The organism is Nitrospirillum amazonense, from assembly GCF_029594735.1.
In the GTDB taxonomy this organism is placed as follows: domain Bacteria; phylum Pseudomonadota; class Alphaproteobacteria; order Azospirillales; family Azospirillaceae; genus Nitrospirillum; species Nitrospirillum amazonense.
In genome coordinates this window covers 1,300,894-1,322,679 of the sequence record NZ_JARPAF010000002.1, presented here as the reverse complement: position 1 = coordinate 1,322,679, position 21,786 = coordinate 1,300,894, and the positions used below count along the sequence as shown (strand labels likewise).

The window sequence follows — 21,786 nt, the reverse complement described above, 5'->3', positions numbered from 1 at the left end:
CAGGGGCCACCACCCTAAAGCAGCACCCCCATCCCCGTCCAACCGCCAAGGCGACATAGGCCCGTGGCACTTCGTTGCCGGCGCTGTCATCACTCCCTCCGCAGCCGCTTCCCGTCCCGCCCCGGCGCCTGGCCGAACTGCCGGCGGTATTCCCGGCTGAACTGCGAGGGGCTGTCGTAGCCCACGGCGAAGCCGATGGCGGCCACGTCCTCCGCCGACGCCATCAGCCGCGACCGCGCCGTCTGCAGCCGTATCTGCTTCTGATACTGGATAGGAGTCATGGAGGTGACGCCCTGGAAATGCCGGTGGAAGGAGGTGACGCTCATGCCCGCCAAGCGCGCCAGATCCTCGATGCGGAAAGCCTCGGCGAAGTGGGTGCGAATCCACCGGATGGCGCGGCCGATCTGGGCCATGCGGCTGTCGGCGAGGCCAATCTGGCGGACCATGGCGCCTTGCGGCCCGTTGATCAGGCGCCAGAGGATTTCGCGCTCGATGGCAGCCCCCAGCACCGACAGGTCGGCCGGCCGATCCACAAGGCGTAGCAGGCGGATGACGGGCTCCACCAAGTCATCGCTGAGGTCGCTCACGGCGATGCCGGGCGGGCCGGACTTGGGCACCGGCCCGCTTCCCACCTCCAGCAACAGCGACGCGATGGCCTCGGCCCGCAGGGTGATGCCCAGGCCCAGGTAGGGGGCCTCAATCGAGGCCTCGGCTACGTGCGCCTCCAACGGCAGGTCGACGGAGACGATCAGGTACTGGCCGGCGCCATAGCTGAAGACGCGGTCGCCCAGGCAGACCCGCTTGGCGCCGCGCGCCACCAGGGCGAACACCGGTTCGCTGACCTCCGCGATGGGCGGCGTGGGCGCGGTGGCCGACAGGAGGGTGAGGCCCGGCAGCGCCTGGAACGCCGGGGCGTCCAGTTTGCCATGGCGGGTCATCAGCCGTTGCAGCTCGGTCAGCAGGAAGGGGTCCATGCCGGCAACCATAGCGCATGTGCGGACATCTGTGTGTGATCCTCTCCATTTTGGCAGGATCATGCATTCATCCGGCAGGCCCGTTCTACCGCCCCCAGCTGGTTCTCTGATCCTAATGGGGCAGCTGAAATGGAGTCTTCCCATGAGAACGCCATGAGAAAAGATGTCAGTTTCCCCAGCGCCGGCCTGAAAATCGCGGCGCACCTTTACATGCCGGACGCCCCCACAGCGCAGCCGCGCCCCGCTATCATCGTCGGCCACCCCGGCAGCGCGGTGAAGGAGCAAACTGCTGGCCTCTACGCCCGTCACCTGGCGGACCTAGGCTTCGCCACCCTGGCCTTCGACGCCGCCCACCAGGGCGAGAGCGAAGGCCAGCCCCGGGGCCTGGAAGACCCGGCGCAACGGGTGGAGGACTTCAAGGCCGCCGCCTCCTATTTGAGCGCGCTGGACACAGTCGACCCGGCCCGCATCGGCGCCCTGGGCATTTGCGCTTCGGGCGGCTACGTCATCGCGGCGGCGGCCACCGATACCCGTATCCGCGCGGTGGCGACGGTCAGCGCCGCGGATATCGGCCGCCATTTCCGCCACGGCGCCGACGGCACGCTATCCCCCGCTGTGCTGCGGCAGATGCTGGACGCCTCCGCCACGGCCCGCACGGCGGAAGGGCGGGGCAATAGCGTGGGCGCCCTGCCCCTGTTCCCCGCCACGGCGGAAGAGGCCCTGGCGCAGGGACTGCACGCCTTCGAGGGCTATGAGTACTATTGCACCGACCGCGGCCGGCACCCCCGCTCCGCCAAGACCCTGACCTGGAGCAGCATCGACCGCATCGCCGCCTTCGACGCCTTCCGCTTCATCGACATGATCGCGCCCCGCCCCCTGCTGCTGGTGGTGGGCAGCGAGGCGGTCACCGCCTGGATGGCGCAGGAGGCCTTCCGCCTGGCGCGGGAACCCAAGCAATGGGCCTGGATCGAGGGCGCCACTCACGTTGACCTCTATGACAGGGAGGTGCCCGTCGCGGCGGCGGTGGAAAAGCTTTCCGCGTTCTTCGCCGGGAACCTCGCCGGCCAGGGCGGGCTGTGATAGCGCCGCCGCTGGGCCGGAGTGACGGCCGTCAGCGACAGCCGAGCGACGGAGCATGTGTCCTCCCCGGCCATTCACGACGGCCCAGGGGGCATTCATTGACCAACCTTACCACCATCCGACCATCCGAACCCCGCGATGGGGCCAGGGTCCTCGACATCTGGCGCCGGGCGGTCGACGCCACGCATGACTTTCTGACACCGGCGGACAAAGTAGCCATTGATGCGGAGGTGGCTGGCTTCCTGCCAACGGCCCCGCTATGGCTGGCCGTCGATGCCGCCGACCGGCCCCTCGGCTTCATGCTGCTGAACGGCGCGCATATGGAGGCGCTGTTTGTCGATCCCGACCATAGGGGTACCGGGGTCGGGCGGCGGCTGGTGGCCCATGCCCTGACCCTGCACGCCGTGCTCACCACCGATGTGAACGAGCAGAACGGCCAGGCCGTGGGTTTTTATGAGCGGCTGGGCTTCCGCCCCACCGGACGCTCCGCCCTCGATGGCCAGGGGCGGAGCTATCCGCTCATTCATTTGCGATCGGGCGGTTGACGGCCAAGATCACATCCCGACGCCACATTGGGCGTCACCCATGGGTGTCCAGGAAGGCGCGGATGGCGGCGACCGTCGCCGCCGGCTGTTCCTCCATCAGCCAATGGCCGGACTGGGGGATGACCAGTTCCTGCACATTGCTGGCGGCAGCGCGCGCCACCACGGCCATGGTGGGACCGAAGGAATGGTCGCCGCCGATGGCCAGCACCGGCATGGTGAGCGGCCCCTGCGCCAGGAAGGCCTGGTCGTCCTTAACGTCCTGGTCGAAGGCCTTGAACTGCTCGAACCCGGCATGCATGGCGCCGGGCCGGGCGTAGAGGGCCGCGTAATGCTGGCGCGAGGCGTCGTCGAATTTGCGCGGGTCGGCGGAGAACTCGTTCCAGAAACGGTCAAGGTAGATGCGCTCCCGCCCCGCTACCAGCCGTTCCATATCCGGCCCGCCGAAGCGGAAATGCCAGAGCAAGGGGCTTTTCAGGATCTCATCCCACGGGCCGACGCCGGGAATGGGTGCGTCCATCAGCACGAACCGCGTGACGCGATCGCGGTTCTGGGCCGCGAAGGCGTAGCCCACCATGTTGCCGATGTCGTGGGTGACCAGGTCGACCTTGCCGATACCCAGCGCGTCCAGCACGCCCGCGATGTCCTGGCCTTGCGTCTTCTTGTCGAAACCGCTGGTGGCCCGCGCTGACAGGCCCATGCCGCGCAGGTCGGGCACGATCACGGTGTGATCGCGCATCAGGTCGGCCGCCAGTGGCGCCCACATGTCACCGGTCTCGCCATAGCCATGCACCAGGACGACGGCGGGCCCCGCGCCACAAACGCGGACGTGCAGGGTGGTCCCGTTGGTCGGAACCTCCCGCGCGTGGCAGGGGGGCGGGAACGGCATGACCTTGGCCTCAGCGGCCCCAAGGCCCAGGCAGCACAGGGCGGCCACACTCGCGGCGAACAGTTTCAGCATGGGCGGTAATCCTCGCGAAACAGAGGGGCGTCAGCCCTCTCCGGATTTGTCCGCGCCATCCCTACACCGGTTCGCGCCCCCCCGATTGTAAGCCCATACTTCGTTTGGACCATCCTTGCCGGCTTTTTGCTGCGGCGGCGGCGGATGTCAGGAAACGGCGGCCTTGCCCTGCCGGCGCAGGACGATGACCTGGACGGTCACGCCGATGACCAGCGCGGCGAAAAGGCCCGCCTGCGCGCCGAGCAGAAGCGGCGACTTCAGGTCGGTGACCAGGGGGTGGCCATCGGGGACGCGGCGCAGGGTTTCGCTGACCGTCGGCACCATCAGCAGGAAGGCCGTCAGGCTGAGGAAAACCGTCTCCAGATAGGTGGCGGCACGCCCCAGGCCGGGAACGCGCCCGACCCCATATCCGGCGAGCAACAGCAGGATGGTCACCACCGCGATGCCGTAACTGACGGATTGGTGGGCGACCAGGAACACCGTGAGCCCCCCAATCAGCATCGACACGAAATAGACGGCGCCCGGCCCCGACCGCGGCACGATCCGCCCGTGACGGGCGAACATGTACAGGGCCAGCGGAATGGCGGGGAGGCTGCCGAGCGTATGCACCCAGCCCAGGGGGGAAATTCCAAACATGTCGATCTCCATGAATTCGGAAAGGGGAATTGCGGTTGCCGGAAAACATCCGACTAGTAGGTAGGTACCTTGGACGCACAAAGATGCCGCCCGGCATCAGGGCGGCATCCCTATCGGGCGGAAAGCCGGTCCAGCAGGGGTGTCGTGACGACCCCGAACATCTTCGGGTCGCCGTAGGCCCGCGCGGAGAGCATGGCCCCATGGACGGCGGCCATGAACGCCTCCGCCTCCGCCCGCGGCGTGCCGCTGAGGCGAAGCTGGCCCTGCTGCGCCCCCCGCTCGAATACTGAGGTCAGCCAAGCCGACAGGAAGCGGAAATGAGCCCGGACTTCCAGCGCCACCTCTTCCGGCAGGATGGGCAACTCGCTGGCCAACAAAGCACAAATGCAGAAGGTCGCGCTGGCGTCGGTGATGCATCCCTCCCAATACCCCGCGTAGCCGCGGAGCTGTCCAAGAGGGTCGGGGACATGGCGTTCCAAGTCCGCGATCCCGGTCCGCGCCTCTTCCCGATAGCGGGCGACCAGCGTGCGGACCAGATCCACCTTGTTGGGGAAATGGTGGTGGATGCTGGCCTTGCGGATGCCGACGACGGCGGCGATATCGGCGTAGCTGAAGCCGTTGTAGCCGCCCGCCATGACCAGCGACCGCGCGCAGGCTAAAATCTCATCGGCGGTAGAGGATGGTGTGCTCATGCGCCAAAACTACCTACTAGTAGGCAGCACGTCAAGCACTGATGATGGGGAAGGTGGCTGACCATGCCCCTCCCCGGTCCAACAACCCAAATGCCCGGTTACCGGTCCCCAGCGCTCTCCGGCGCCGGTGCGTCCTCAAAGTCCGCCATCTCGTACAGCGGCCTAATTTCGATCTCGCTCGGTCCCGGCATGGGGTTCGGGCAGCGCTTCACCCAGGCGACCGCCTCCGCCATATCCTTGACCTCCCATAGCCAAAAGCCCGCAACCAACGCGGCGGCCGGGGCGAAAGGCCCATCGATCACCGAACGGCCGGGACCGTCGAAGGCGACGCGCTTGCCGTGCGAACTGGGCTTGAGGCCATCGGCCATCACCAGGATGCCGGCGTCGCGCAAGTCATCATTGAACTTTCCCATCGCCGCCATCATCTCGGCCATCCACTCTTTCGCGGGTAGCCCCCTTTCGCTGTCTTCGGTCGCCTTCACCAGCACCATCACACGCATCGCCTGCCTCCTGGGGTTGGAGCCGGCCCCGCCGGCCTTGTATCGAAACGACGAATGACGTGTCCCGCCGCCGACACCGTCCGGCACATTTTCATGGGCAGGCTCGCCCGGCGGGAGCCAGCCTCAAGCCTGCGACCGACCGCGTGGATCAAGAGCTGTCATTGGGCCGGCACGGGAACGATGGCGGAGATACGCCAACCGCCAGCGGTGCGGATCGCGACTTCGTTGACCAGAAAAGTGTGGGTCGTCCCTTCCTGACCGGCGGGGCCAACGGTGATGCGGGTGGGCGCATAGATGTGGGCCACGTCCGGACCCAGGGGAAGGATGCGGATCGCATCCTCATCAGGCTCGAAGCGCCAAGTTCCGGCGAAGACCGCGCGGAAATGGTCGATGACCGCCGCCCGCCCCCAGAAGCGATACGCGCGGGCCACGAAGTTCACGGGATCCGGCTGCCCGGGCGGGGTGTGGGCAAGCACGGTGTCCATCATCTGGATATCGTGGGCGTTTTCAGCGGTGGCCTGGCGCAGAAAAAGCGCGCGGATCTCTTCAATGTCGGCGGCGCTGACGGCCGGTGTGCCGTGCTGATCGCTCATGGTTCTCGTTCCTTGTTCCGATTTAGACCTGTGCCCCGGGCGGCGGCGCTTGCCTTGACAGCGCCGGCTGGGGGGCGGTAAATAAAATATGACCGGTCGTCTTAAATTAATCAAGGGCACTGCAATGAACTCTGGACCATCCGCCCGCCGGGGGCCGAAACCCAAGCCGGACACCCGCGACAACCTCATCCGCGCTGGTTTGCAGGCCATCCACGCCGACGGGTTCGCGGCGACCGGCATCCAGGGCATCGTGGAAAGGGCCGACGTCCCAAAGGGGTCCTTCTACAATCACTTCGCCAGCAAGGAGGCCTTCGGGGCCGAAGTCCTCGACGCCTATTCGGATCTGGGGTTGGAACGGTTGCGCGCGTTCCTCGCCAACTCCGACCTGCCCCCCCTGGCCCGGTTGGGCGCCTATTTCGATGACCGGATTAAGGCGTTCACGGCCGGCGGCTATGCCCGTGGCTGCCTGCTGGGCAACTTCAGCGCCGAAGCCGCCGACCACAGCCCCCTGATCCGCGAGCATTTGGTCCAGCACTGGGATGCCTGGACCAAGGCGCTGGAGGGCTGCCTCGCCGAAGCGCAAGGCCAGGGCGCCATCGACGGCCGTCTGGCGCCAGCCTCCCTGGCACGGTTCATTTTGAACAGCTGGGAGGGCGCGCTGCTGCGCATGCGCGTCGAAAAGACGGGCTCCGCCCTCATAGAATGCAAATCCATGATCTTGGAAACGCTTCTGCCGTCCCGCCGCCCGTCATGAGCCGCCCGCGCCCGCCGTCGGCAGGGCATCCTGCAAATGGGCCAGGAAGGCCCGGACCGCCGGGTTCGCGCGGCGGCTTTCCGGCCAGACGGCGGTGATGTTGTGCCGCTCGACCGCATAGTCGGACAACACCGGCACAAGCTCGCCACGCGCCACGTAAGGGGCGGCGACAAAGTCGGCGCTGATGCCGATGCCGCCCCCGGCGACCAGCGCCGCGATCAGCGCCTCGCTGGCGTCCATGACGATGCCGGACGCGGGCACGATCTCGATTTCGCGATCCCCGATCAGGAAGGGCCAGCGCAACATCTGCCCGGAGCTTTGGTAGCGGAGAGCCGCGGTGTCGTGCCGCGCCAAATCGTCCGGATGCGCCGGCGTTCCCCGGGCGGCCAGGTAGGCCGGCGATGCGTAGCAGCAGAACCGGTGCGGCGCGAGCCGCCGCGACAGCAGCCGCGTATCCGGTAGGTCACCGATCCGCACGGCCAGGTCGATGCCGTGCTCGATCAGGTCGACGAACTGGTCGCTCAGGCGCAGGTCCACCAGCACCTGGGGATGGCGCGCTCGGAACGCCGGCAGCGCCGGCGCGATCACATGGATGCCGATGGGCAGGGACGCGGCGATACGCAAGGTTCCCGAGGGCGCCGACCGCGCGGACTTCGCCGCCTGCTCGATCTCCTCCGCGTCCCGCAGCAGCCGCAGGGCGCGTTCGTGCAGGTCACGGCCCTCCGGCGTCAGGGTCAGCGAGCGTGTCGTCCGGGTAATCAGGGTGACGCCCAGGTTTTGCTCCAGCCGCTGGACGCTCTTGCTCACCGCCGATGGTGAAATCGACAGCGAGCGGGCGGCCGCGGTGAAGCTGCCCAGCGACCCGACACGGGCGAAGGCGATCAGCCCGGTGAGCCTTTCAAGTCCGATTTGTTCCTTCATGGAAATACTGAAGCCACCTCCAGCCCAATTGTCAATTCGTGCCTAGGGGTCAAACTATGGCTTAGCTTCGAAAGCACGAAAGGAATGCGTCATGAGCGACACGATGAAAGCGGTTCGGCTGCACGAATTCGGCGGGCCCGAGGTGCTGCGCTATGAGGACGCGCCCCGTCCCACGCCCGCGCCCGGCGAGGTGCTGGTCAAGGTCCATGCCGTTGGCCTCAACCCGCCGGATTGGTACCTGCGGGACGGCTATCGTTCCCTTCCCCCCGAATGGCAGCCGCACCCGACCTTCCCCTTGACCCTCGGGTCGGACATATCGGGTGTCATCGCCGCCGTGGCCGGCGATGTCGGGGATTTCGACGTGGGCGATGAGGTCTATGCCATGGTGCGCTTCCCCCATAATGTCATGGAAGGCAGCAAGGCCTATGCCGATTATGTCAGCGTCCCGGTATCGGATCTGGCCCGCAAGCCGGCCGGCATCGATCACATCCACGCGGCCGGCGCGCCCATGTCCCTGCTCACCGCCTGGCAGTTCCTGATCGAACTGGGGCACGACGAGCCGAACCCGTTTCAACCTTACAGGCATGAGCCGGTGCCGTTGCGCGGCCGGACGGTGCTCGTCAACGGGGCCGGCGGTGGTGTCGGCCATCTGGCCGTGCAACTGGCGAAGTGGCAGGGCGCGCGCGTCATCGCCGTGGCGTCCGGAAAGAATGAAGGCCTGATGCGCGACCTGGGCGTCGACCAGTTCATAGACTATACCCGGACGCCCGCCGAGGAAGTGGTGCGCGACGCGGACCTGGTGCTGGACACCGTCGGCGGTCCCGATACCGGCCGCTTCCTGCGCACCCTGAAACGGGGCGGCGCGCTTTTCCCCGTCTATCCCCTGGGCTTCACCGGCCACAGCGAAGCGGAAGCGCTGGGCATCACGGTATCGACCACGCAGGTCCGGTCCAGCGGCGCGCAATTGGCTCAGGCCGCCCGTCTGCTCGACAACGGCACCGTCCGCGTCGTGCTCGACAGCACCTTCCCGCTCGCCCAGGCCTCCCAGGCGCATGAGCGTGCCGCCTGCGGCAATATCCAAGGCAAGATCGTCCTTACCGTTGCCTGAGCGGGAAAGCGGAACCCCAGGAGTATGCGATCATGCTGATCGTGATGGGCCATGTTCAGGTCGATCCCTCCGCGATGGAGGAGTTCGCCGCCGATATCCAGGTGCTCTCGCGGTCCGTCCGGCAGCGCGAGGGCAACCTGTCCTACGCCGTCGCGGTGGATGACCAAAGCGAAGGCCGGTTGCTGGTTGCCGAACGCTGGCGCGACCAGGCCTCCCTCTCCGCCCACCTCGACGCCCCCGACACGAGGGCGTTCGTGGGGAAGTGGCAGGGCCGGATGACAGGCGATGTCCGAAAATACGACGCCGCGAACGAGCGGTCCCTGCTGGACGGATAATGCCCCGTCATAGGGACCGTATCTCAAGGAAACGGCCCAGATCAGTCCTGATGGATCGAACTGGGCCGTCCTCCATTTATAACTTGTCAGTATGTGACGCGCGCGGTGAAGCTCAGGCGCCGGTCCGAGATCGTCGCGGTGCGGGGACGCGTCGCAATTCCGAAATACGACAGCTTGAGCGCGTTGTTGATATTGCGCGCGTCAACGCCCAGCGAGAAATTCTGGGTGACCTGATAGGTCAGGGAGCCGTCGAGCTGACCATAGGGCTGGTCGAAGATGGGAAGGTTACCGGTGCCCACACCCGCCGTCGTCTCGACGAACTTGCTGCGCCAGTTGTAGGCGAGCCGAAGTGACAGCGGGCCCTTCTCATAGATGCCGATCAGGTTGTAGCTGTATCTCGACAACAGCTCGAGCGGCACGCTGGTGACGGGGCCGGACGTCGCCGGGCTGGGCGCCTGGGAATCGACATAGGTGAAGTTCGCCTGGAGTCCGAGACCGTCCAGCGGGTCGGGCAGGAAATCAAAGAACTGCTGGAACGAGAATTCGGCCCCCTTCACTTCGGCATCGGCCGCGTTGGTGTAGGACGTGACCTGGTAGGTGTATGTCTTGCCGTCGGGGAAGGTGATGTCGCGCGGCGTGATCGCCGTCTGGATGTACCCGTTGATCTTCTTGTAGAAGCCGGCGACCGACACATACTCCTGGCTCGAGAAGTACCATTCCAGCGAGGCGTCAAAGTTGCGTGACGTCATCGGCTTGAGCAAAGGGTTGCCGCCGGTCGCGGTATGGATCTCTGCATGTTGCGACGGCCCAGGCTCGGTCAGCGTCAGGCTGGGGTTCAACTGCGAAAAGGTGGGGGCGGCCAGGTTGGTTGACGCCGCCAGGCGGAGCTGCAGGGCATCCGTCAGGTGATAGCGCAAGTTCAGGCTGGGCAGGGCCTTGGTATAGGAATCCTGGAACGCGATGGCGGCGTATTGAGGATTGCCCGTCGCCGTCGATCCGTCCGGCTGCGCGATCTGCGGCACCTGCTGGTAGTACCCTGAGACACCCAGATTGGTTTGGACGATCCGCACCCCGATGTTGCCGTCCAGCGGGATGGACAGCGGGCTGGCGTCGAAATAGGCTGCGCCATATTCCGCATACGTTTGCTGGCTCTGCGCGTTTGAGCCGCTGGGCAGGAAGGGCGGCGCGCCGTTGAGCCCGAAGGCGGTCAGCGTGTTGGCGTAATTGCCGATGGTCTCCAGTGGGAAGGTGACCACGCTGCCGAACACATTCGCGTCGCCGCGGAAGATGTCGCTCAAGTCGTAATTCTCAAGCCCGCCCCGGCCGTTGACGCTGGAATAGCGATAGCCGGTGTCCCGGGTCGAATTCGTCCTGTCCGTGTACCGGAAACCGGCGCGCAGTGATTTCAAAATGCCGGTATCGAAGCTGTACTTGACATCAAGCCGGCCGCTTTTCTCCTCGCCCACGGAATTGGAGAAGTCGTCGAGGAATCCGTTGTTGGAGTAAAGCGCGGCATTGGTGGTCTGGCTGGCCGGAATGGTGGAGAACGACGCCACGTCACCCGATATGTTCTGGTGAAAGACGGTGTTCGGGCCATTGGTGATGACGATGAAATTGCTCTGGCTGGTGTCCGATCGGATGTATTGGCCATCCGCTGTGATCTCCAGGTTCGACGTCGGGGTCCAATGCGCCTTCAAGGAATAGTCGGTCGTGGTCGAATCGCGCGTCGTCAGGCTGGCGTAGGACCCCAGGGGAACGTCCTCCCAGGTGCCGCTGATGAAATCGCCGTTGCTGGCGAATTTGAAGTCGGCGCCCGGTAGCGGTGTGATGGGCCCGTCCCCGGTCGTGGCGAAGAAGGCATTGCCCCGGATGTTGAACTTGTAGTTGTTGCGCAGTACCTCGCCCGTAAAATCCAAGGTGTCCGTGGGCTTCCACTGCAAGGCCACGTCCGTGCCGAAGCGCTGCCGGTTGCCGTAATTCTTGTTCAGGCCGCCGCCGTGCGGAATGGTTGTAAGTTGACCTGACCGGCCCATGGCCGCCGCCGTCGCGGCATCCGAGGGGTTGACGAAACTGCCGTCAGGATTGCGGCTCTGGTTCAGGGTGTAGAAGGGTTCCGTCGTGATTTGGTCGTCGCGGAAATAATCCTTCTGGTAGGCAATGTCGGCCAGCACGCCGATCTCGCCAATCCCGGTGTTCCAGCGATCACTCATCAGCACCGAGCCCGATGGCCCTGTCTTGTCGGCCAAGTCGTAATAATTGCCAGTGATCCCGCCAGCGAACTTGAAGCCGTCGAAGTCGAAGGGCTTGCGCGTGCGGAAGTTGATGACGCCGCTGAGCTGCCCTTCAATCTGTTCGGCGGACGGATTCTTGTAGACGTCGATGCCCGCCAGCAATTCTGCCGGCACGTCTTCGAGGTTGAGGATATCGACACCGCCGGCGGTGAAAATATCCCGCCCGTTCAACTCGGTACGCACCTGGGTCAACCCCCGGATGGCGACTGAGCTGCCCTCACCGTAATTGCGCTGGATCTGGATGCCGGCGACCCGCTGCAACGCTTCGGCGACATTGCGGTCGGGAAGCTTGCCGATGTCTTCGGCGACGATGGAATCGACGATCTCCGGCGCGTCGCGCTTGATCGCCTCCGCCGATTTCAAGCTGGCACGGACCCCTGTGACGACGATCTCGTTCAGGTCCCCCTGATCGTTCGCCGAGGCCGTGCCGGCGGTGGCGGCCGGCGTCTGCGCCGGAGCCCCGCTGGCGGCCGTCTGCGCGATGGCGGGTGCGGACCAGATCAACGCCAGCGGCAACGGCAAGCCGACCAGCAGCGGCACGAGTTTCGATGAATGGCGCCCACGCAACATGTGCGTTCTCCCTGATGATTTTTATGCTCGGAATGATTTTCACCAGTACAATTCAATTATCATATATGCAATACAAATTTTGAGGGTGTTTTTGCCGGGGATGTCCCTCGGATTTGGGCGGCCGACGCCCGCCGTGGCGCCAGGATCAAGGAAACCCGAGGCTTTCGAGCCGCCGGAATGTGGGCTATCGATGGGACGCGACCGCGTTGATGATCAGGGGGAACCACATGACCCGAGCGGGCCCTAAAGGCACCTATGCCGCGCCGGCCATAGAAAAGGCGTTTGAAATCCTGGAGATGCTGGCGGAGCATCGCGACGGGGCATTGGTCAGCGAGATGGCCGCGCACCTCAATCGCTCGGTCGGTGAGCTGTTCCGCGTCGTCATCGTGATGGAACAGCTGGGCTATCTTCAGAAGTCCGCTAAATCGGACCGCTATACGGCGGCCTACAAGCTGCTCGACCTCGCCTATCGCGCGACCCCGACGCAGAACCTTTTGCACGCCGCCCTGCCCGAGATGCGGCGGCTGGCGATCGAGACGGGGCAATCCTGCCATTTCGTTGTCCCCAACGGCGGCGAAGGGCTTGTCATCGCGCGGGAAGAGAATCCGGGCACGCGGGGGTTTTCGCTGCGGCTGGGTGCGGCGATCGACATGCTCAAGAGCTGCTCGGGTCAGGTGATCCTGGCCTTTTCCAAGCCGGAACGGGCCGACCGCATCGTCGCCGAGGCGGAGGCGATGCAGGGCGTGTCGGCCAACCGCGAGGAATTAGGCCAGCGGTTGGACATCATCAGGCGGGATGGTTTCGACCATCGCAAGAGCCCGATCACCCACGGCGTGACCGACATCAGCTATCCCGTGTTCGGGTTTGATCGGGATATCGTCGGCGCGCTGACCATTCCCTTCCTGGCGCTGATCGATGGATCGCAGAAGGTCGATTTTGAAACGGCCCAGGGACTGCTGAGGGTCGCCGCCGCCAATATCTCGGCGACGCTTGGGTACATGCCCGCCAAGCCGGACCCCACGCCTTCCCTTTGACGGTGGGAACAATGCCGACGACGGAGGCCCCGCAGGGGAGCGGCCGTCGCCGGCCCCGTATCACTGTTCGGCCAAGCTGAAAATACGATCCGCCGGCACCCACTTCTGACCCGCCTTGGCCCAGGGCAAGCGGCGCTGGAACGTGTCCATCAGCGCCTCCCAGGCCTGGACATCCGGATCGGCGGCGTCCACCGCGGCCTTGGCCGCCGGGTCGTAGTCATCCGTCACATCCACGATCATCGCCAGCCGATCGCCGCAGAGATGAATTTCCATCTCGAGGATGCCGGCCTGGCGGATGGCGCGCACCACCGCCGGCGGCACCTGGCCGGGCGCGTGCCACTGGCGATAGCGCTCGATCAGGACGGGATCGGATTTCAAATCCAACATCAGGACATGACGGTTCATCGAGGTCTTTTCCTCTCAAGTCCCGCACCGGGAAACCAGTGCGCATGACGGCCAGCCGCCGACAACAGTTTTTCAGAAAATGAACTTGTTATAAATATGCTTAATCGATAAAGTTAACGATAACTGCCGTCCGAACAGGCCGAAAGGCTGCGCCGGCATGCTATGGGGAGAGGCGCGCATCTTGACCGCCCGCATGAAAGACATCGCGCTGGAACTGGGGCTGTCTGTCGTCACGGTGTCCAAGGCGCTGCGCGCCCACCCGGACATCGGCGAGGCGACACGCCGCCGCGTGCTGGAGCGGGTGGCGGAGCTGGGATACCAGCCGAACCTGATGGCCCGGTCGCTGGTCACGGGCCAGACCTGGACCATTGGCCTGATCGTCCCCGACCTTCTCCACCCCTTCTTCGCGGGCATCGCCAAAGCCATCTCCAACGACATCCGGGCCCACGGATACGGGCTGCTGATCTCCTCCTCCGATGAGGAGCCGGATGCGGAGCGGCAGCAGATCCGGAATCTGCTGGCCCGGCAGGTGGATGTCATCGTGCTGGCCTCCACCCAGACGACGATGGATGGCCTGCGGGAGATCGAGCGGCGGGGCACGCCCCACATTCTGCTGGATAGGCGCTTCGCGGGGGCCGAGGCCCATTTCGTCGGCAATGACGACGAGGCGGTGGGCGCATTGGCCACCGCGCATCTGATCGCGCAAGGCTGCCGGCGCATCGCCCATCTTCGCGGGCCGGAGGTGAGCACGGCGGCGGGGCGCCTGTCCGGTTACCGACAGGCCTTGGCCCAGCACGGGCTGGCGGCGGCGCCGGATCTGGTGATGGACCTGGGGCCATCGGGCGACCACCGGGGCGAGGAGGCCGGCTATGCCGCGACACGCCGCCTGCTGGCGCTGTCCCCCCGCCCGGACGGACTGTTCTGCTACAACGACCCCTCCGCCCTGGGTGCCATGCGCGCCGTGCTGGAGGCGGGACTGCGCATCCCGGACGACATCGCCATCATCGGCTGCGGCAACCTTTCCTACGCCGACTTCCTGCGCATCCCCCTTTCCTCTGTCGACCAGGGCGCCGAAGCCATCGGCCGGCGCGTGGCCCAGCTGGCCACCAGCCTGGCCCGCAGCAAGAACGCCACGCCGCCACCCCAGGTCGATCTCGTGCCGCCGCGCCTGATGGCGCGCGCCTCCACCATCCGGTTCTCGAAGGAATAGCTGCTTATGGTAAGCCCGACGCGTCGTGACCTCGTCCGCTATGCTGGCGCGGTCTCAGCCCTCACCTTGTCCGCCGCACCGGCCTCCGCCAAGGCGCGCGCCGACGCCGGCCCGTTCGAGCCCACCTGGGATTCCCTGGCCGCCGGGTACCAGGCGCCGGCTTGGTTCCGCGATGCCAAGTTCGGCATTTGGGCCCATTGGGGACCGCAGTGCGCGCCGGAGTTTGGCGACTGGTACGCCCGCCGCATGTACATGCAGGGGGACCCCAGCTACGAACACCATGTCAAAACCTACGGGCACCCCACGCAATTCGGCTTCATGGAGCTGATCAACCGCTGGAAGGCGGAGCGGTGGGATCCGGAGGAACTGACCAAGCTCTACAAGGCGGCAGGCGCCAAGTACCTGGTGTCCATGGCCTGCCACCACGACAATTTCGACAACTTCGACTCCCGCCACCATGCCTGGAACGCCACGCGGGTGGGCCCGGGCAAGGACATCGTGGGCGGCTGGGCGGCCGCGGCGCGCAAACACGGCCTGCGCTTCGGCGTCAGCAACCACGCGAGCCATGCCTGGCATTGGTACCAGACGGCCTACGGCTATGACGCCACCGGTCCCCGGGCGGGCCAGCGCTACGACGCCTTCCGCCTGACCAAGGCCGATGGGGCCGGGAAATGGTGGCAGGGACTGGACCCCCAGAACCTTTATACGGGACGCAACATGGTGGTCCCGGATGGGATCACCGACCTGGCCGCCATGAACGCCTGGCACGAGTCCCACGACGGCATCTGGAACGAGTCTGTGCCCCCCAACCGGGCCTTCGCCGAGACTTGGCTGAAGCGGTGCCAAGATCTGATGGACCGCTATCAGCCGGACCTGGTCTATTTCGACGATACCGGCCTGCCCCTGGGCGACTACGGCCTGCGCGCCACCGCCCACTATTACAACCAGAGTCTGGCCCGCAAGGGTGCGGTGGATGTGGTCGTGAACTGCAAGGAACTGACGGACCTGCAGCGCCGCGCCGTGGTGGCCGACATCGAGCGGGGATTTGCCGACCACATCGTTACCGAACCCTGGCAGACCGACACATGCCTGGGCGACTGGCACTACAGCCGCCCCCTGTACGAACGCAAGGGCTACCTCAGCGCGCATCAGGTGGTGCAGCGCCTGGTGGATGTGGTCAGCAAGAACGGCTGCCTGCTGCTGAACGTCCCGGTCCGCAGCGATGGCACCATCGATGAGCTGGAACGCGGCATCCTGGAGGAACTGGTCGGCTGGATGGCGGTCAACAGCGAGGGGATTTTCGACTCCCGCCCCTGGAAAACCTACGGCGAAGGACCGACGGAAGTGGCCGCCGGCAAGTTCAACGAGGCCAAGCTGCGCCCCTTCACGGCGGAAGACATCCGGTTCACGGTGAAGGGCGACACGCTCTACGCCTATGCCCAGGAATGGCCGGCCGGGAAGTCCCTGACCATCCGGACCCTGACGCCGGCGGCCCGCCCCGTCCAGCGCGTCGACCTGCTGGGCGGCGGCGCCCTGGAGTTCAAGCAGACCGACGACGGCGTCAGCGTGACCCTGCCGGACCAGCGGCCGACCTTCACCCCCGCCTTCCGCATCCGATAAGCGCCGGCCCGACGGCACGGGCGCCAGAACAGATCGTGTGAGACAGAGATGACATCGCGTTTTCCAGCCGGTTTCCGGCGCCAGGCGCTGCGCGCGCTGCTGACCACCCTGTTGTGCACCGCATCGATGGCCGCCGCCACTGCGGGGGAGTCCGAGGTACCCGCCAGCTGGCCGGGCCCGAACCAGCTATTCGTCGGCGCTTGCTACCAGCCGATCGACCGCACGCCGGCGCAGATCGACCAGGACATCGCCATCATGAAACACGCGGGTTTCACCGTGGTGCGCATGGGCGACCTGTCATGGGATTCGTTCGAGCCGGCGCAGGGCAAGTTCACCTTCGACTGGTTCGACGCCGTACTGGACAAGATGCACGCCGCCGGCATCCGGGTGATCCTGGACATCCCCGGGACGCCCGCCCCCATCTGGCTGCACCGGACCTATCCCGGCGTCGATATCGTCAACCAGGCGGGTGCGCGGCTACCGCCGGCGGAACGCTACATGGACAACATCAGCGATCCGGACTACGTGCGCGAGGCCGGCATCCTGGCCGAGGCGATGACCAAGCGCTATGCCCACCACCCGGCGGTCATCGCCGTGGGATACGACAATGAAATCGGCAACGGCTTCATGTCCTATTCCGAGGCCGACCGCCAGCGCTTCATCACCTGGCTGCGCGCCAAGTACGGCACCATCGACGCGCTGAACAAGGCCTGGGCGACGCAGCGCTGGTCGCGCCGCCTCAACGATTTCTCGGACGTGGACCTGCCCCTGGCCGATGGCCCCGGCCCGGCGGAACGCTTCCTCGACCTGCACCGCTATTGGTCCGACGTCACCGTGGATCGCCTTCGGGAGCTGGACGCGATCCGCCGCCGCGCCATGCCGGACCTGCCCACCATCTCCAACCTCTGGGACTATGCGCCACGGCGCGGCTTCGATTACCTGGCGACCTACAAATCCTACGTCTCCTACGGCGCGGAGGGGTTTTACCCCGCCGACCCCATAAGCGGGGCGTTCAACGCGCTGATGACCAAGGGCGACCTGCCCACCCCCATCTGGTTCAACGAGTTCACGGCCGGCGGCGGCGGCGACTATGGCACGCCCGGCCGCAGCCGCATGTACGCCTATCTCGGGCTGCTGATGGGTGCGCAAGGCATCCTGGCCTGGACCTTCAACAGTCACCTGGGCGGGGAGGAGCAGGCCCTGTTCGGCCTGGTCGATCACGACGGCACGCCGTCCTGGAAGGTGGACGAGTTCGGCCGCATCGCCGGGGAGTTCAAGCGCCTCTCCCGCTACGGCTTCCCGCGCCACACCCGTCCCGAGGTGGCCATCGCCTATTCCTTCGAATCCGCCATCGCCTCTCACCCCAACGGGCCGTCCAGCACCACCCGGCAGTATTTCCAGGGCGCCTACGGCGACATGGTGCAAGCGGCGTTCGAGCCCCTGTTCAAGGCCAACATCGATACCGCCATCATCAACGTCGGGCACGACACGCTGGCGCCCTACAAGCTGGTGGTCATTCCCGCCGACTATGTGATGGACCCGGCGTCGGCGAAGGCCGTGCGGGAGTATGTCCAGAACGGCGGCACGGTGCTGATGACCGGCTATTCGGCCAAGGTGGACGAGCATGCGCAATGGTTCGACACGCCCCTGCCGGGCCGCCTGTCCGATGTGTTCGGGCTGAAGACCAACGCGTTCTACCGGTCGGAGGCACCGCTGAGCTACAGCCTAGGGTCGTCATCGACGGCAGCCACCACTCATTATTATGAAGTGCTGGCGCCGACGACGGCGACGGTGCTGGCGACCTTCGACAACACCCCCGACCATACGCCGGCCATCACCATCAACAAGTTCGGCAAGGGCACCGCCCTGTACCTGGGGACAGAACCTGCCCCCGCCGCCATGGCGCCGGTCCTGGCCTACGCCTATGGTCTGGCGGGCGTTCATCAGGGGCCGCAGACCCCGGATGGGGTTTACGCCCGCGTCGTGGATGGACGGACGCTGTATGTGAACACGACGCGGGAGACGCAGCACGTCGCCATCACGGGCGCCAAAACCGGGCTTGTCAGCAATCGTCGCTACGATGGCACCCTGGTTCTGGGTCCTTGGGAAGCCGAACTGCTGCCCTGAAGGTGAAGCGGCCGCTGGAACCAGCCGCCCGGCACTTGCCGGGCGGCTGCCGTGGTTCTAGCCCTGGGCGGCCATGCGGCGCGCCACGTCGGCGGCGCTGATGCCCTCGAGCGCCAGGCCAAAGGCGGTGCCTTCATCGATCAGGCGGCGGAGCTGCTGGGTCAGCGCGATGCGGGTGTAGCGGCCGGTCAGCGGCGGCAGCGCGGCGATACCGTCGGCGATCTCATGGGCGCGGGCGAGCAGGCGGTCCGCCGGCACGATCTCGTTGACCACCCCCCAGTCCTTCGCCGTCTGGGCGTCCAGCATCTGGCGGGTCAGCAGGAAGTAGCGCCCCCGGACCGAGCCGATCACATGCGGCCACAACAGGTGCATGCCGTCGCCGGGGACGATGCCGAACTCGAAATGCGGCTTGTCCTGGAACACGGTGTCCGGCGTTGCCAGGATGATGTCGGTCAGCAGCGCGTATTCGCTGTGCAGCAGGACCGGACCGTTCAGCGCGGTGATCATGGGCACCTCGATGTCGAGGATATTGGACAGCACCTTGCGGCCCTCGCGCAGGATCTTGTCGTAGCCCTGGGGGGTGAAGAAGTCGAAGCCCTCGGGATTGATCATGTCCATGAAGGCGTCGCCCGTGCCGGTCAGGATCACGGCGCGATTGTCCCGGTCCTCACCGATCTGGTGGAACAGCTCGACGAATTGCTCATGTGTATGCCCGTTGAAGACGAGCTTGCCGCCATCGGTGTGCAGGGCGACTTCCAGAACGCCATTGTCCTTGCGGGTCAGCCGGGCGTTGGGGAAAGCGTCGCGATAGGTCTCGAACTTGGCCATGGTGCTCATCCTTGATCTCAAGCCGTCCGGAAGCGGCGGCCTGACGGATTAGCTAAGCCATCCAACGGCGGGGCGGACGAGGCCGTGGGGCGATATGGCTTATTCCAGCGTGGAATACGGCTCGGCCATCACCCCTTCCACGAAGCGGGCGAATTCGCGCGCTTTGGCGCTGGCCATGCGCCCCCCGGGGAAGACCGCCCACAGGTCCAGGGAGGGCAGGGTCCAGTCCCCCAGCACCCGGCGCACCGCGCCGCTGGCCAGCTCAGGCGCGAACATCCAGTCCGAGGCGACCGTCAGCCCCATGTCGGCCAGCACCGCCGCCCGCTGCCCCTCAGCCGCGCTCACCTTGACGCGCCCGCGCATGGAGACCGACGCTTCGGTGCCGTCGCGGGTGAAGCACCACACGCTGGGCAACTGGCTGTGGATAACGGCTTCGTGTCCGGCCAAGTCGGCGGGGCTCTGCGGTTCCCCCCGGCGCGCCAGATAGGCCGGCGTGGCCAATACGGAGCGCGGGCCCGTCGCCAGCTTGCGCGCGACCGCGGATGAGTCGGGCAGCGCGCCCATCCGGAGCGATACGTCGATGCCCTCGGCCACCAAGTCGATGACGCGGTCGTCGAGGATCACGTCGATCTCCAGTTCGGGATGCTGTTCAAGGAAGCGCGGCAGCACCGGCACGATGTGCAGGCGGGCGAAGGTGGTCGCGGCCGAAACGCGCAAGATACCGGACAGCCCCGCCCCCGCACCGCGGGCGGCCAGGTCCGCCTCGTCAGCCTCCCGGATGGCGGCCTTGGCCCGCTCATAGAACCGGTGTCCCGCCTCGGTCGGACTCAGTCCGTGGGTCGAGCGGATCAGGAGGTTGACCTGAAGCCGGTCCTCCAGTTGGGCGATCGTCTTGGAGACGGCGGGCTGGCCGACATTCAGCTGCCGTGCGGCGGCTGAGAAGGACCCGGTCTCCACCACGCGGACAAACGCCGCCATTGCCTGATATCGGTCCATGCCATTCCTCCTTGGAATGAGCTTTATCGCCCAGGGCCCACTGCCCCGTCGAGTGTCGAACGGGCACCTATGGCGTGCCTTCGGATGGGCCGAAGGGGGTGAGGAGATCGAGATCATGGTTCGTTGGCTGATGGGAACCGCCGCCGCGCCGTCCCTGCTGGACGGGATCCTCGCCTTTCAAATCACCGGCAGCCCGGTTCCAGCACTCGTCGCGCTGGCCGCGCCGATCCTGCGCGCCGGGCTGCGTCACAAGGAATCCCGTCATGCTTGAGGTTTACGCCTTCGCCACGCCCAACAGCATCAAGGTGCCGATCGCGCTGGAGGAGCTGGGGCTTGATTATGCGCTGCATGCCGTCAACGTCCGCCAGGGCGCGCAGAAGGCGCCCGATTTCGTGGCACTCAACCCGAACGCCAAGGTGCCCGTGCTGGTCGATGGCGATTTGGTCCTGACCGAGTCCGCCGCCATCCTGGTCCATCTCGCCGAAAAGACCGGCCGCCTGTTGCCGCCCTCGGGCGAGGGCCGGGCCCGGGTGTTCGAGCAGCTGTTCTTCCATGCCTCGGGGCTGGGTCCCGCGTTCGGCCAGTCAGGTTTCTTCCAGCGCTTCGCGGCCGAGCCGCAGCCGATCGCGATCGAGCGCTTCCTGGGTGAGGCCAAACGCACCGTGTCCGTACTGGATGGGGTGCTGTCGCGGCATCGCTACGCCGCCGGCGACGCGTTCACCATCGCCGACATCGCCCATTTCGGCTGGCTGTGGCGGCGCGAGTTCGCCGGCGTCGGGCTGGAGGACACGCCCCATGTCGCCCGCTGGTACGCCGACATCGCGGCACGGCCCGCCGTCCAGCGTGCCCTCTCCCGCGTCAACGCACTGCTGCCGTCCACCTGACCCTCATTCAATTCCGGCGGGGAATGAGCCCCGCCCCCCTTCACGGAGATGTTTCATGTCCCTGCAATCCAAGCTCGACGCCTTCAAGGCGGACTTCGAAGCCGGCAAGCCGCCCTACAACGTGCCGCCGTCGGTGATCGAGACCATGCACCGCGCGACCGCCGAGCTGATCGCCAGCGGCGCCGCTGCCCGTGCGCTTAAGGCCGGTGATCAGGCACCCGCCTTCACGCTGAACGATCCCGATGGCAAGCCGGTCTCATCGGCGGCGTTGCTGGCCAGGGGGCCGCTGGTGGTGAGCTTCTATCGCGGCGTGTGGTGCCCCTACTGCAATATGGAGCTGCAGGCGCTTCAGGCCGCCCTGCCGGCGTTCGAGGCGCTGGGCGCCAGCCTCGTCGCCATTTCTCCGCAGTTGCCGGTGAACAGCCGCAAGTCCGTCCGCCAGAACGCGCTCAGTTTCCCCATCCTGTCCGACACGCACAACGAGGTGGCCGCCGCCTTCGGCCTTCGCTTCGCGCTGCCCGGCTACCTTGTCGATCTCTACAGGACCTTGAAGAACGACCTCCCGGCCTTCAACGGCGACCAGAGCTGGACGCTGCCGATGCCGGCCCGCTATGTCATCGCGCCGGATGGGACGATCCTTTATGCCGAGGTCAATCCCGATTACACCCGCCGGCCGGAGCCCGAGGACATGGTGCCGGCCCTGCGTCGCGCCGTGAACGCCTGAG

General features: G+C 66.1%; 23 protein-coding genes. 12 read left to right on the top strand and 11 right to left on the bottom strand.

The window, feature by feature from the left end; translation table 11 throughout:
* Nucleotides 1-89 precede the first annotated feature (89 nt).
* Nucleotides 90-974: an AraC family transcriptional regulator gene (locus P5F91_RS12150; RefSeq protein WP_145609670.1), complete on the bottom strand. Its 885-nt coding sequence runs from the start codon at nucleotides 972-974 to the stop codon at nucleotides 90-92.
* Between the two features lie 153 nt (nucleotides 975-1,127).
* Between P5F91_RS12150 and P5F91_RS12145 the strand changes: the two genes are divergently transcribed.
* Both P5F91_RS12145 and P5F91_RS12140 read left to right on the top strand, forming a co-directional pair.
* Nucleotides 1,128-2,054 (top strand): alpha/beta hydrolase, encoded by a 927-nt coding sequence (locus P5F91_RS12145; RefSeq protein ID WP_145609671.1) that lies wholly within the window; start codon nucleotides 1,128-1,130, stop codon nucleotides 2,052-2,054.
* A gap of 98 nt (nucleotides 2,055-2,152) precedes the next feature.
* Nucleotides 2,153-2,599, top strand: coding sequence for an acetyltransferase (locus P5F91_RS12140; protein ID WP_277907275.1), 447 nt, complete (start codon nucleotides 2,153-2,155; stop codon nucleotides 2,597-2,599).
* A gap of 34 nt (nucleotides 2,600-2,633) precedes the next feature.
* Here the strand turns inward: P5F91_RS12140 and P5F91_RS12135 are convergent, their stop codons facing one another.
* From P5F91_RS12135 to P5F91_RS12115, 5 genes are all read right to left on the bottom strand, one after another.
* Entirely contained in the window at nucleotides 2,634-3,557 is a 924-nt protein-coding gene (locus P5F91_RS12135) for an alpha/beta fold hydrolase (RefSeq protein WP_277907274.1), read from the bottom strand.
* A gap of 147 nt (nucleotides 3,558-3,704) precedes the next feature.
* Entirely contained in the window at nucleotides 3,705-4,205 is a 501-nt protein-coding gene (locus P5F91_RS12130) for a hypothetical protein (protein WP_277907273.1), read from the bottom strand.
* Nucleotides 4,206-4,303: 98 nt separating this feature from the next.
* On the bottom strand, nucleotides 4,304-4,885 hold the full coding sequence (locus tag P5F91_RS12125) for a TetR/AcrR family transcriptional regulator (protein ID WP_145609675.1): 582 nt from the start codon (nucleotides 4,883-4,885) through the stop codon (nucleotides 4,304-4,306).
* Between the two features lie 98 nt (nucleotides 4,886-4,983).
* Nucleotides 4,984-5,385 (bottom strand): YciI family protein, encoded by a 402-nt coding sequence (locus tag P5F91_RS12120; RefSeq protein ID WP_145609676.1) that lies wholly within the window; start codon nucleotides 5,383-5,385, stop codon nucleotides 4,984-4,986.
* A gap of 158 nt (nucleotides 5,386-5,543) precedes the next feature.
* Entirely contained in the window at nucleotides 5,544-5,978 is a 435-nt protein-coding gene (locus tag P5F91_RS12115; protein ID WP_277907272.1) for a YybH family protein, read from the bottom strand.
* A 124-nt stretch (nucleotides 5,979-6,102) separates the two neighbouring features.
* Here P5F91_RS12115 and P5F91_RS12110 point away from each other — a divergent pair, with 124 nt between their 5' ends.
* Nucleotides 6,103-6,732, top strand: coding sequence for a TetR/AcrR family transcriptional regulator (locus P5F91_RS12110; RefSeq protein ID WP_145609678.1), 630 nt, complete (start codon nucleotides 6,103-6,105; stop codon nucleotides 6,730-6,732).
* Here the strand turns inward: P5F91_RS12110 and P5F91_RS12105 are convergent.
* On the bottom strand, nucleotides 6,727-7,653 hold the full coding sequence (locus P5F91_RS12105) for a LysR family transcriptional regulator (RefSeq protein ID WP_145609679.1): 927 nt from the start codon (nucleotides 7,651-7,653) through the stop codon (nucleotides 6,727-6,729). The genes P5F91_RS12110 and P5F91_RS12105 overlap by 6 nt on opposite strands.
* A 91-nt stretch (nucleotides 7,654-7,744) precedes the next feature.
* On the opposite strand from P5F91_RS12105, the gene P5F91_RS12100 reads away from it, so the two are divergent.
* Both P5F91_RS12100 and P5F91_RS12095 read left to right on the top strand, forming a co-directional pair.
* The gene (locus P5F91_RS12100) at nucleotides 7,745-8,761 is read left to right on the top strand and encodes an NADP-dependent oxidoreductase (protein WP_145609680.1); all 1,017 of its coding nucleotides are present in this window, start codon (nucleotides 7,745-7,747) and stop codon (nucleotides 8,759-8,761) included.
* Nucleotides 8,762-8,793: 32 nt separating this feature from the next.
* On the top strand, nucleotides 8,794-9,096 hold the full coding sequence (locus P5F91_RS12095; RefSeq protein ID WP_145609681.1) for a putative quinol monooxygenase: 303 nt from the start codon (nucleotides 8,794-8,796) through the stop codon (nucleotides 9,094-9,096).
* An 86-nt stretch (nucleotides 9,097-9,182) separates the two neighbouring features.
* On the opposite strand, the gene P5F91_RS12090 is transcribed toward P5F91_RS12095, so the two are convergent.
* Nucleotides 9,183-11,957, bottom strand: coding sequence for a TonB-dependent receptor (locus P5F91_RS12090; protein ID WP_145609682.1), 2,775 nt, complete (start codon nucleotides 11,955-11,957; stop codon nucleotides 9,183-9,185).
* Nucleotides 11,958-12,184: 227 nt separating this feature from the next.
* Here P5F91_RS12090 and P5F91_RS12085 point away from each other — a divergent pair, with 227 nt between their 5' ends.
* Nucleotides 12,185-12,991 carry an IclR family transcriptional regulator gene (locus P5F91_RS12085; protein ID WP_145609683.1) on the top strand — a complete coding sequence of 269 codons (807 nt, stop codon included), beginning with the start codon at nucleotides 12,185-12,187 and terminating at the stop codon, nucleotides 12,989-12,991.
* Between the two features lie 60 nt (nucleotides 12,992-13,051).
* Here P5F91_RS12085 and P5F91_RS12080 read toward each other — a convergent pair whose 3' ends face one another.
* Nucleotides 13,052-13,396: an L-rhamnose mutarotase gene (locus tag P5F91_RS12080; protein WP_145609684.1), complete on the bottom strand. Its 345-nt coding sequence runs from the start codon at nucleotides 13,394-13,396 to the stop codon at nucleotides 13,052-13,054.
* A gap of 193 nt (nucleotides 13,397-13,589) precedes the next feature.
* Here P5F91_RS12080 and P5F91_RS12075 point away from each other — a divergent pair, with 193 nt between their 5' ends.
* Genes P5F91_RS12075 through P5F91_RS12065 form a run of 3 tightly spaced genes read left to right on the top strand, consistent with a single transcriptional unit; the run spans nucleotide 13,590 to nucleotide 18,353 of the window.
* Nucleotides 13,590-14,606: a LacI family DNA-binding transcriptional regulator gene (locus tag P5F91_RS12075; protein ID WP_211106870.1), complete on the top strand. Its 1,017-nt coding sequence runs from the start codon at nucleotides 13,590-13,592 to the stop codon at nucleotides 14,604-14,606.
* A 6-nt stretch (nucleotides 14,607-14,612) separates the two neighbouring features.
* Nucleotides 14,613-16,226: an alpha-L-fucosidase gene (locus P5F91_RS12070; protein ID WP_186454631.1), complete on the top strand. Its 1,614-nt coding sequence runs from the start codon at nucleotides 14,613-14,615 to the stop codon at nucleotides 16,224-16,226.
* A 48-nt stretch (nucleotides 16,227-16,274) separates the two neighbouring features.
* Nucleotides 16,275-18,353, top strand: a complete 2,079-nt coding sequence (locus P5F91_RS12065) for a beta-galactosidase (RefSeq protein WP_145609686.1) — start codon at nucleotides 16,275-16,277, stop codon at nucleotides 18,351-18,353.
* A gap of 57 nt (nucleotides 18,354-18,410) precedes the next feature.
* Here P5F91_RS12065 and P5F91_RS12060 read toward each other — a convergent pair whose 3' ends face one another.
* Together P5F91_RS12060 and P5F91_RS12055 are read right to left on the bottom strand one after the other, a co-directional pair.
* Nucleotides 18,411-19,190 (bottom strand): enoyl-CoA hydratase/isomerase family protein, encoded by a 780-nt coding sequence (locus tag P5F91_RS12060; RefSeq protein ID WP_211106871.1) that lies wholly within the window; start codon nucleotides 19,188-19,190, stop codon nucleotides 18,411-18,413.
* Nucleotides 19,191-19,280: 90 nt separating this feature from the next.
* Entirely contained in the window at nucleotides 19,281-20,177 is an 897-nt protein-coding gene (locus P5F91_RS12055) for a LysR family transcriptional regulator (protein WP_145609687.1), read from the bottom strand.
* Nucleotides 20,178-20,292: 115 nt separating this feature from the next.
* On the opposite strand from P5F91_RS12055, the gene P5F91_RS12050 reads away from it, so the two are divergent.
* Genes P5F91_RS12050 through P5F91_RS12040 form a run of 3 tightly spaced genes read left to right on the top strand, consistent with a single transcriptional unit; the run spans nucleotide 20,293 to nucleotide 21,785 of the window.
* Nucleotides 20,293-20,448, top strand: a complete 156-nt coding sequence (locus P5F91_RS12050; protein ID WP_186454632.1) for a hypothetical protein — start codon at nucleotides 20,293-20,295, stop codon at nucleotides 20,446-20,448.
* Entirely contained in the window at nucleotides 20,441-21,061 is a 621-nt protein-coding gene (locus P5F91_RS12045) for a glutathione S-transferase family protein (RefSeq protein WP_277907271.1), read from the top strand. Before P5F91_RS12050 ends, P5F91_RS12045 begins: the two co-directional genes overlap by 8 nt.
* Before the next feature lie 55 nt (nucleotides 21,062-21,116).
* Nucleotides 21,117-21,785: a peroxiredoxin-like family protein gene (locus P5F91_RS12040; RefSeq protein WP_277907270.1), complete on the top strand. Its 669-nt coding sequence runs from the start codon at nucleotides 21,117-21,119 to the stop codon at nucleotides 21,783-21,785.
* The last annotated feature ends 1 nt before the right edge of the window (nucleotide 21,786 follow it).

Excerpts from the sequence above, each read along its gene's own strand:
- P5F91_RS12150 (WP_145609670.1), bottom strand. The coding sequence starts at position 974 with ATGGACCCCTTCCTGCTGACCGAGCTGCAACGGCTGATGACCCGCCAT.
- P5F91_RS12145 (WP_145609671.1), top strand. The coding sequence starts at position 1,128 with ATGAGAAAAGATGTCAGTTTCCCCAGCGCCGGCCTGAAAATCGCGGCG.
- P5F91_RS12135 (WP_277907274.1), bottom strand. The coding sequence starts at position 3,557 with ATGCTGAAACTGTTCGCCGCGAGTGTGGCCGCCCTGTGCTGCCTGGGC.
- P5F91_RS12130 (WP_277907273.1), bottom strand. The coding sequence starts at position 4,205 with ATGGAGATCGACATGTTTGGAATTTCCCCCCTGGGCTGGGTGCATACG.
- P5F91_RS12125 (WP_145609675.1), bottom strand. The coding sequence starts at position 4,885 with ATGAGCACACCATCCTCTACCGCCGATGAGATTTTAGCCTGCGCGCGG.
- P5F91_RS12120 (WP_145609676.1), bottom strand. The coding sequence starts at position 5,385 with ATGCGTGTGATGGTGCTGGTGAAGGCGACCGAAGACAGCGAAAGGGGG.
- P5F91_RS12115 (WP_277907272.1), bottom strand. The coding sequence starts at position 5,978 with ATGAGCGATCAGCACGGCACACCGGCCGTCAGCGCCGCCGACATTGAA.
- P5F91_RS12110 (WP_145609678.1), top strand. The coding sequence starts at position 6,103 with ATGAACTCTGGACCATCCGCCCGCCGGGGGCCGAAACCCAAGCCGGAC.
- P5F91_RS12105 (WP_145609679.1), bottom strand. The coding sequence starts at position 7,653 with ATGAAGGAACAAATCGGACTTGAAAGGCTCACCGGGCTGATCGCCTTC.
- P5F91_RS12100 (WP_145609680.1), top strand. The coding sequence starts at position 7,745 with ATGAGCGACACGATGAAAGCGGTTCGGCTGCACGAATTCGGCGGGCCC.
- P5F91_RS12095 (WP_145609681.1), top strand. The coding sequence starts at position 8,794 with ATGCTGATCGTGATGGGCCATGTTCAGGTCGATCCCTCCGCGATGGAG.
- P5F91_RS12090 (WP_145609682.1), bottom strand. The coding sequence starts at position 11,957 with ATGTTGCGTGGGCGCCATTCATCGAAACTCGTGCCGCTGCTGGTCGGC.
- P5F91_RS12085 (WP_145609683.1), top strand. The coding sequence starts at position 12,185 with ATGACCCGAGCGGGCCCTAAAGGCACCTATGCCGCGCCGGCCATAGAA.
- P5F91_RS12080 (WP_145609684.1), bottom strand. The coding sequence starts at position 13,396 with ATGAACCGTCATGTCCTGATGTTGGATTTGAAATCCGATCCCGTCCTG.
- P5F91_RS12075 (WP_211106870.1), top strand. The coding sequence starts at position 13,590 with ATGAAAGACATCGCGCTGGAACTGGGGCTGTCTGTCGTCACGGTGTCC.
- P5F91_RS12070 (WP_186454631.1), top strand. The coding sequence starts at position 14,613 with ATGGTAAGCCCGACGCGTCGTGACCTCGTCCGCTATGCTGGCGCGGTC.
- P5F91_RS12065 (WP_145609686.1), top strand. The coding sequence starts at position 16,275 with ATGACATCGCGTTTTCCAGCCGGTTTCCGGCGCCAGGCGCTGCGCGCG.
- P5F91_RS12060 (WP_211106871.1), bottom strand. The coding sequence starts at position 19,190 with ATGAGCACCATGGCCAAGTTCGAGACCTATCGCGACGCTTTCCCCAAC.
- P5F91_RS12055 (WP_145609687.1), bottom strand. The coding sequence starts at position 20,177 with ATGGACCGATATCAGGCAATGGCGGCGTTTGTCCGCGTGGTGGAGACC.
- P5F91_RS12050 (WP_186454632.1), top strand. The coding sequence starts at position 20,293 with ATGGTTCGTTGGCTGATGGGAACCGCCGCCGCGCCGTCCCTGCTGGAC.
- P5F91_RS12045 (WP_277907271.1), top strand. The coding sequence starts at position 20,441 with ATGCTTGAGGTTTACGCCTTCGCCACGCCCAACAGCATCAAGGTGCCG.
- P5F91_RS12040 (WP_277907270.1), top strand. The coding sequence starts at position 21,117 with ATGTCCCTGCAATCCAAGCTCGACGCCTTCAAGGCGGACTTCGAAGCC.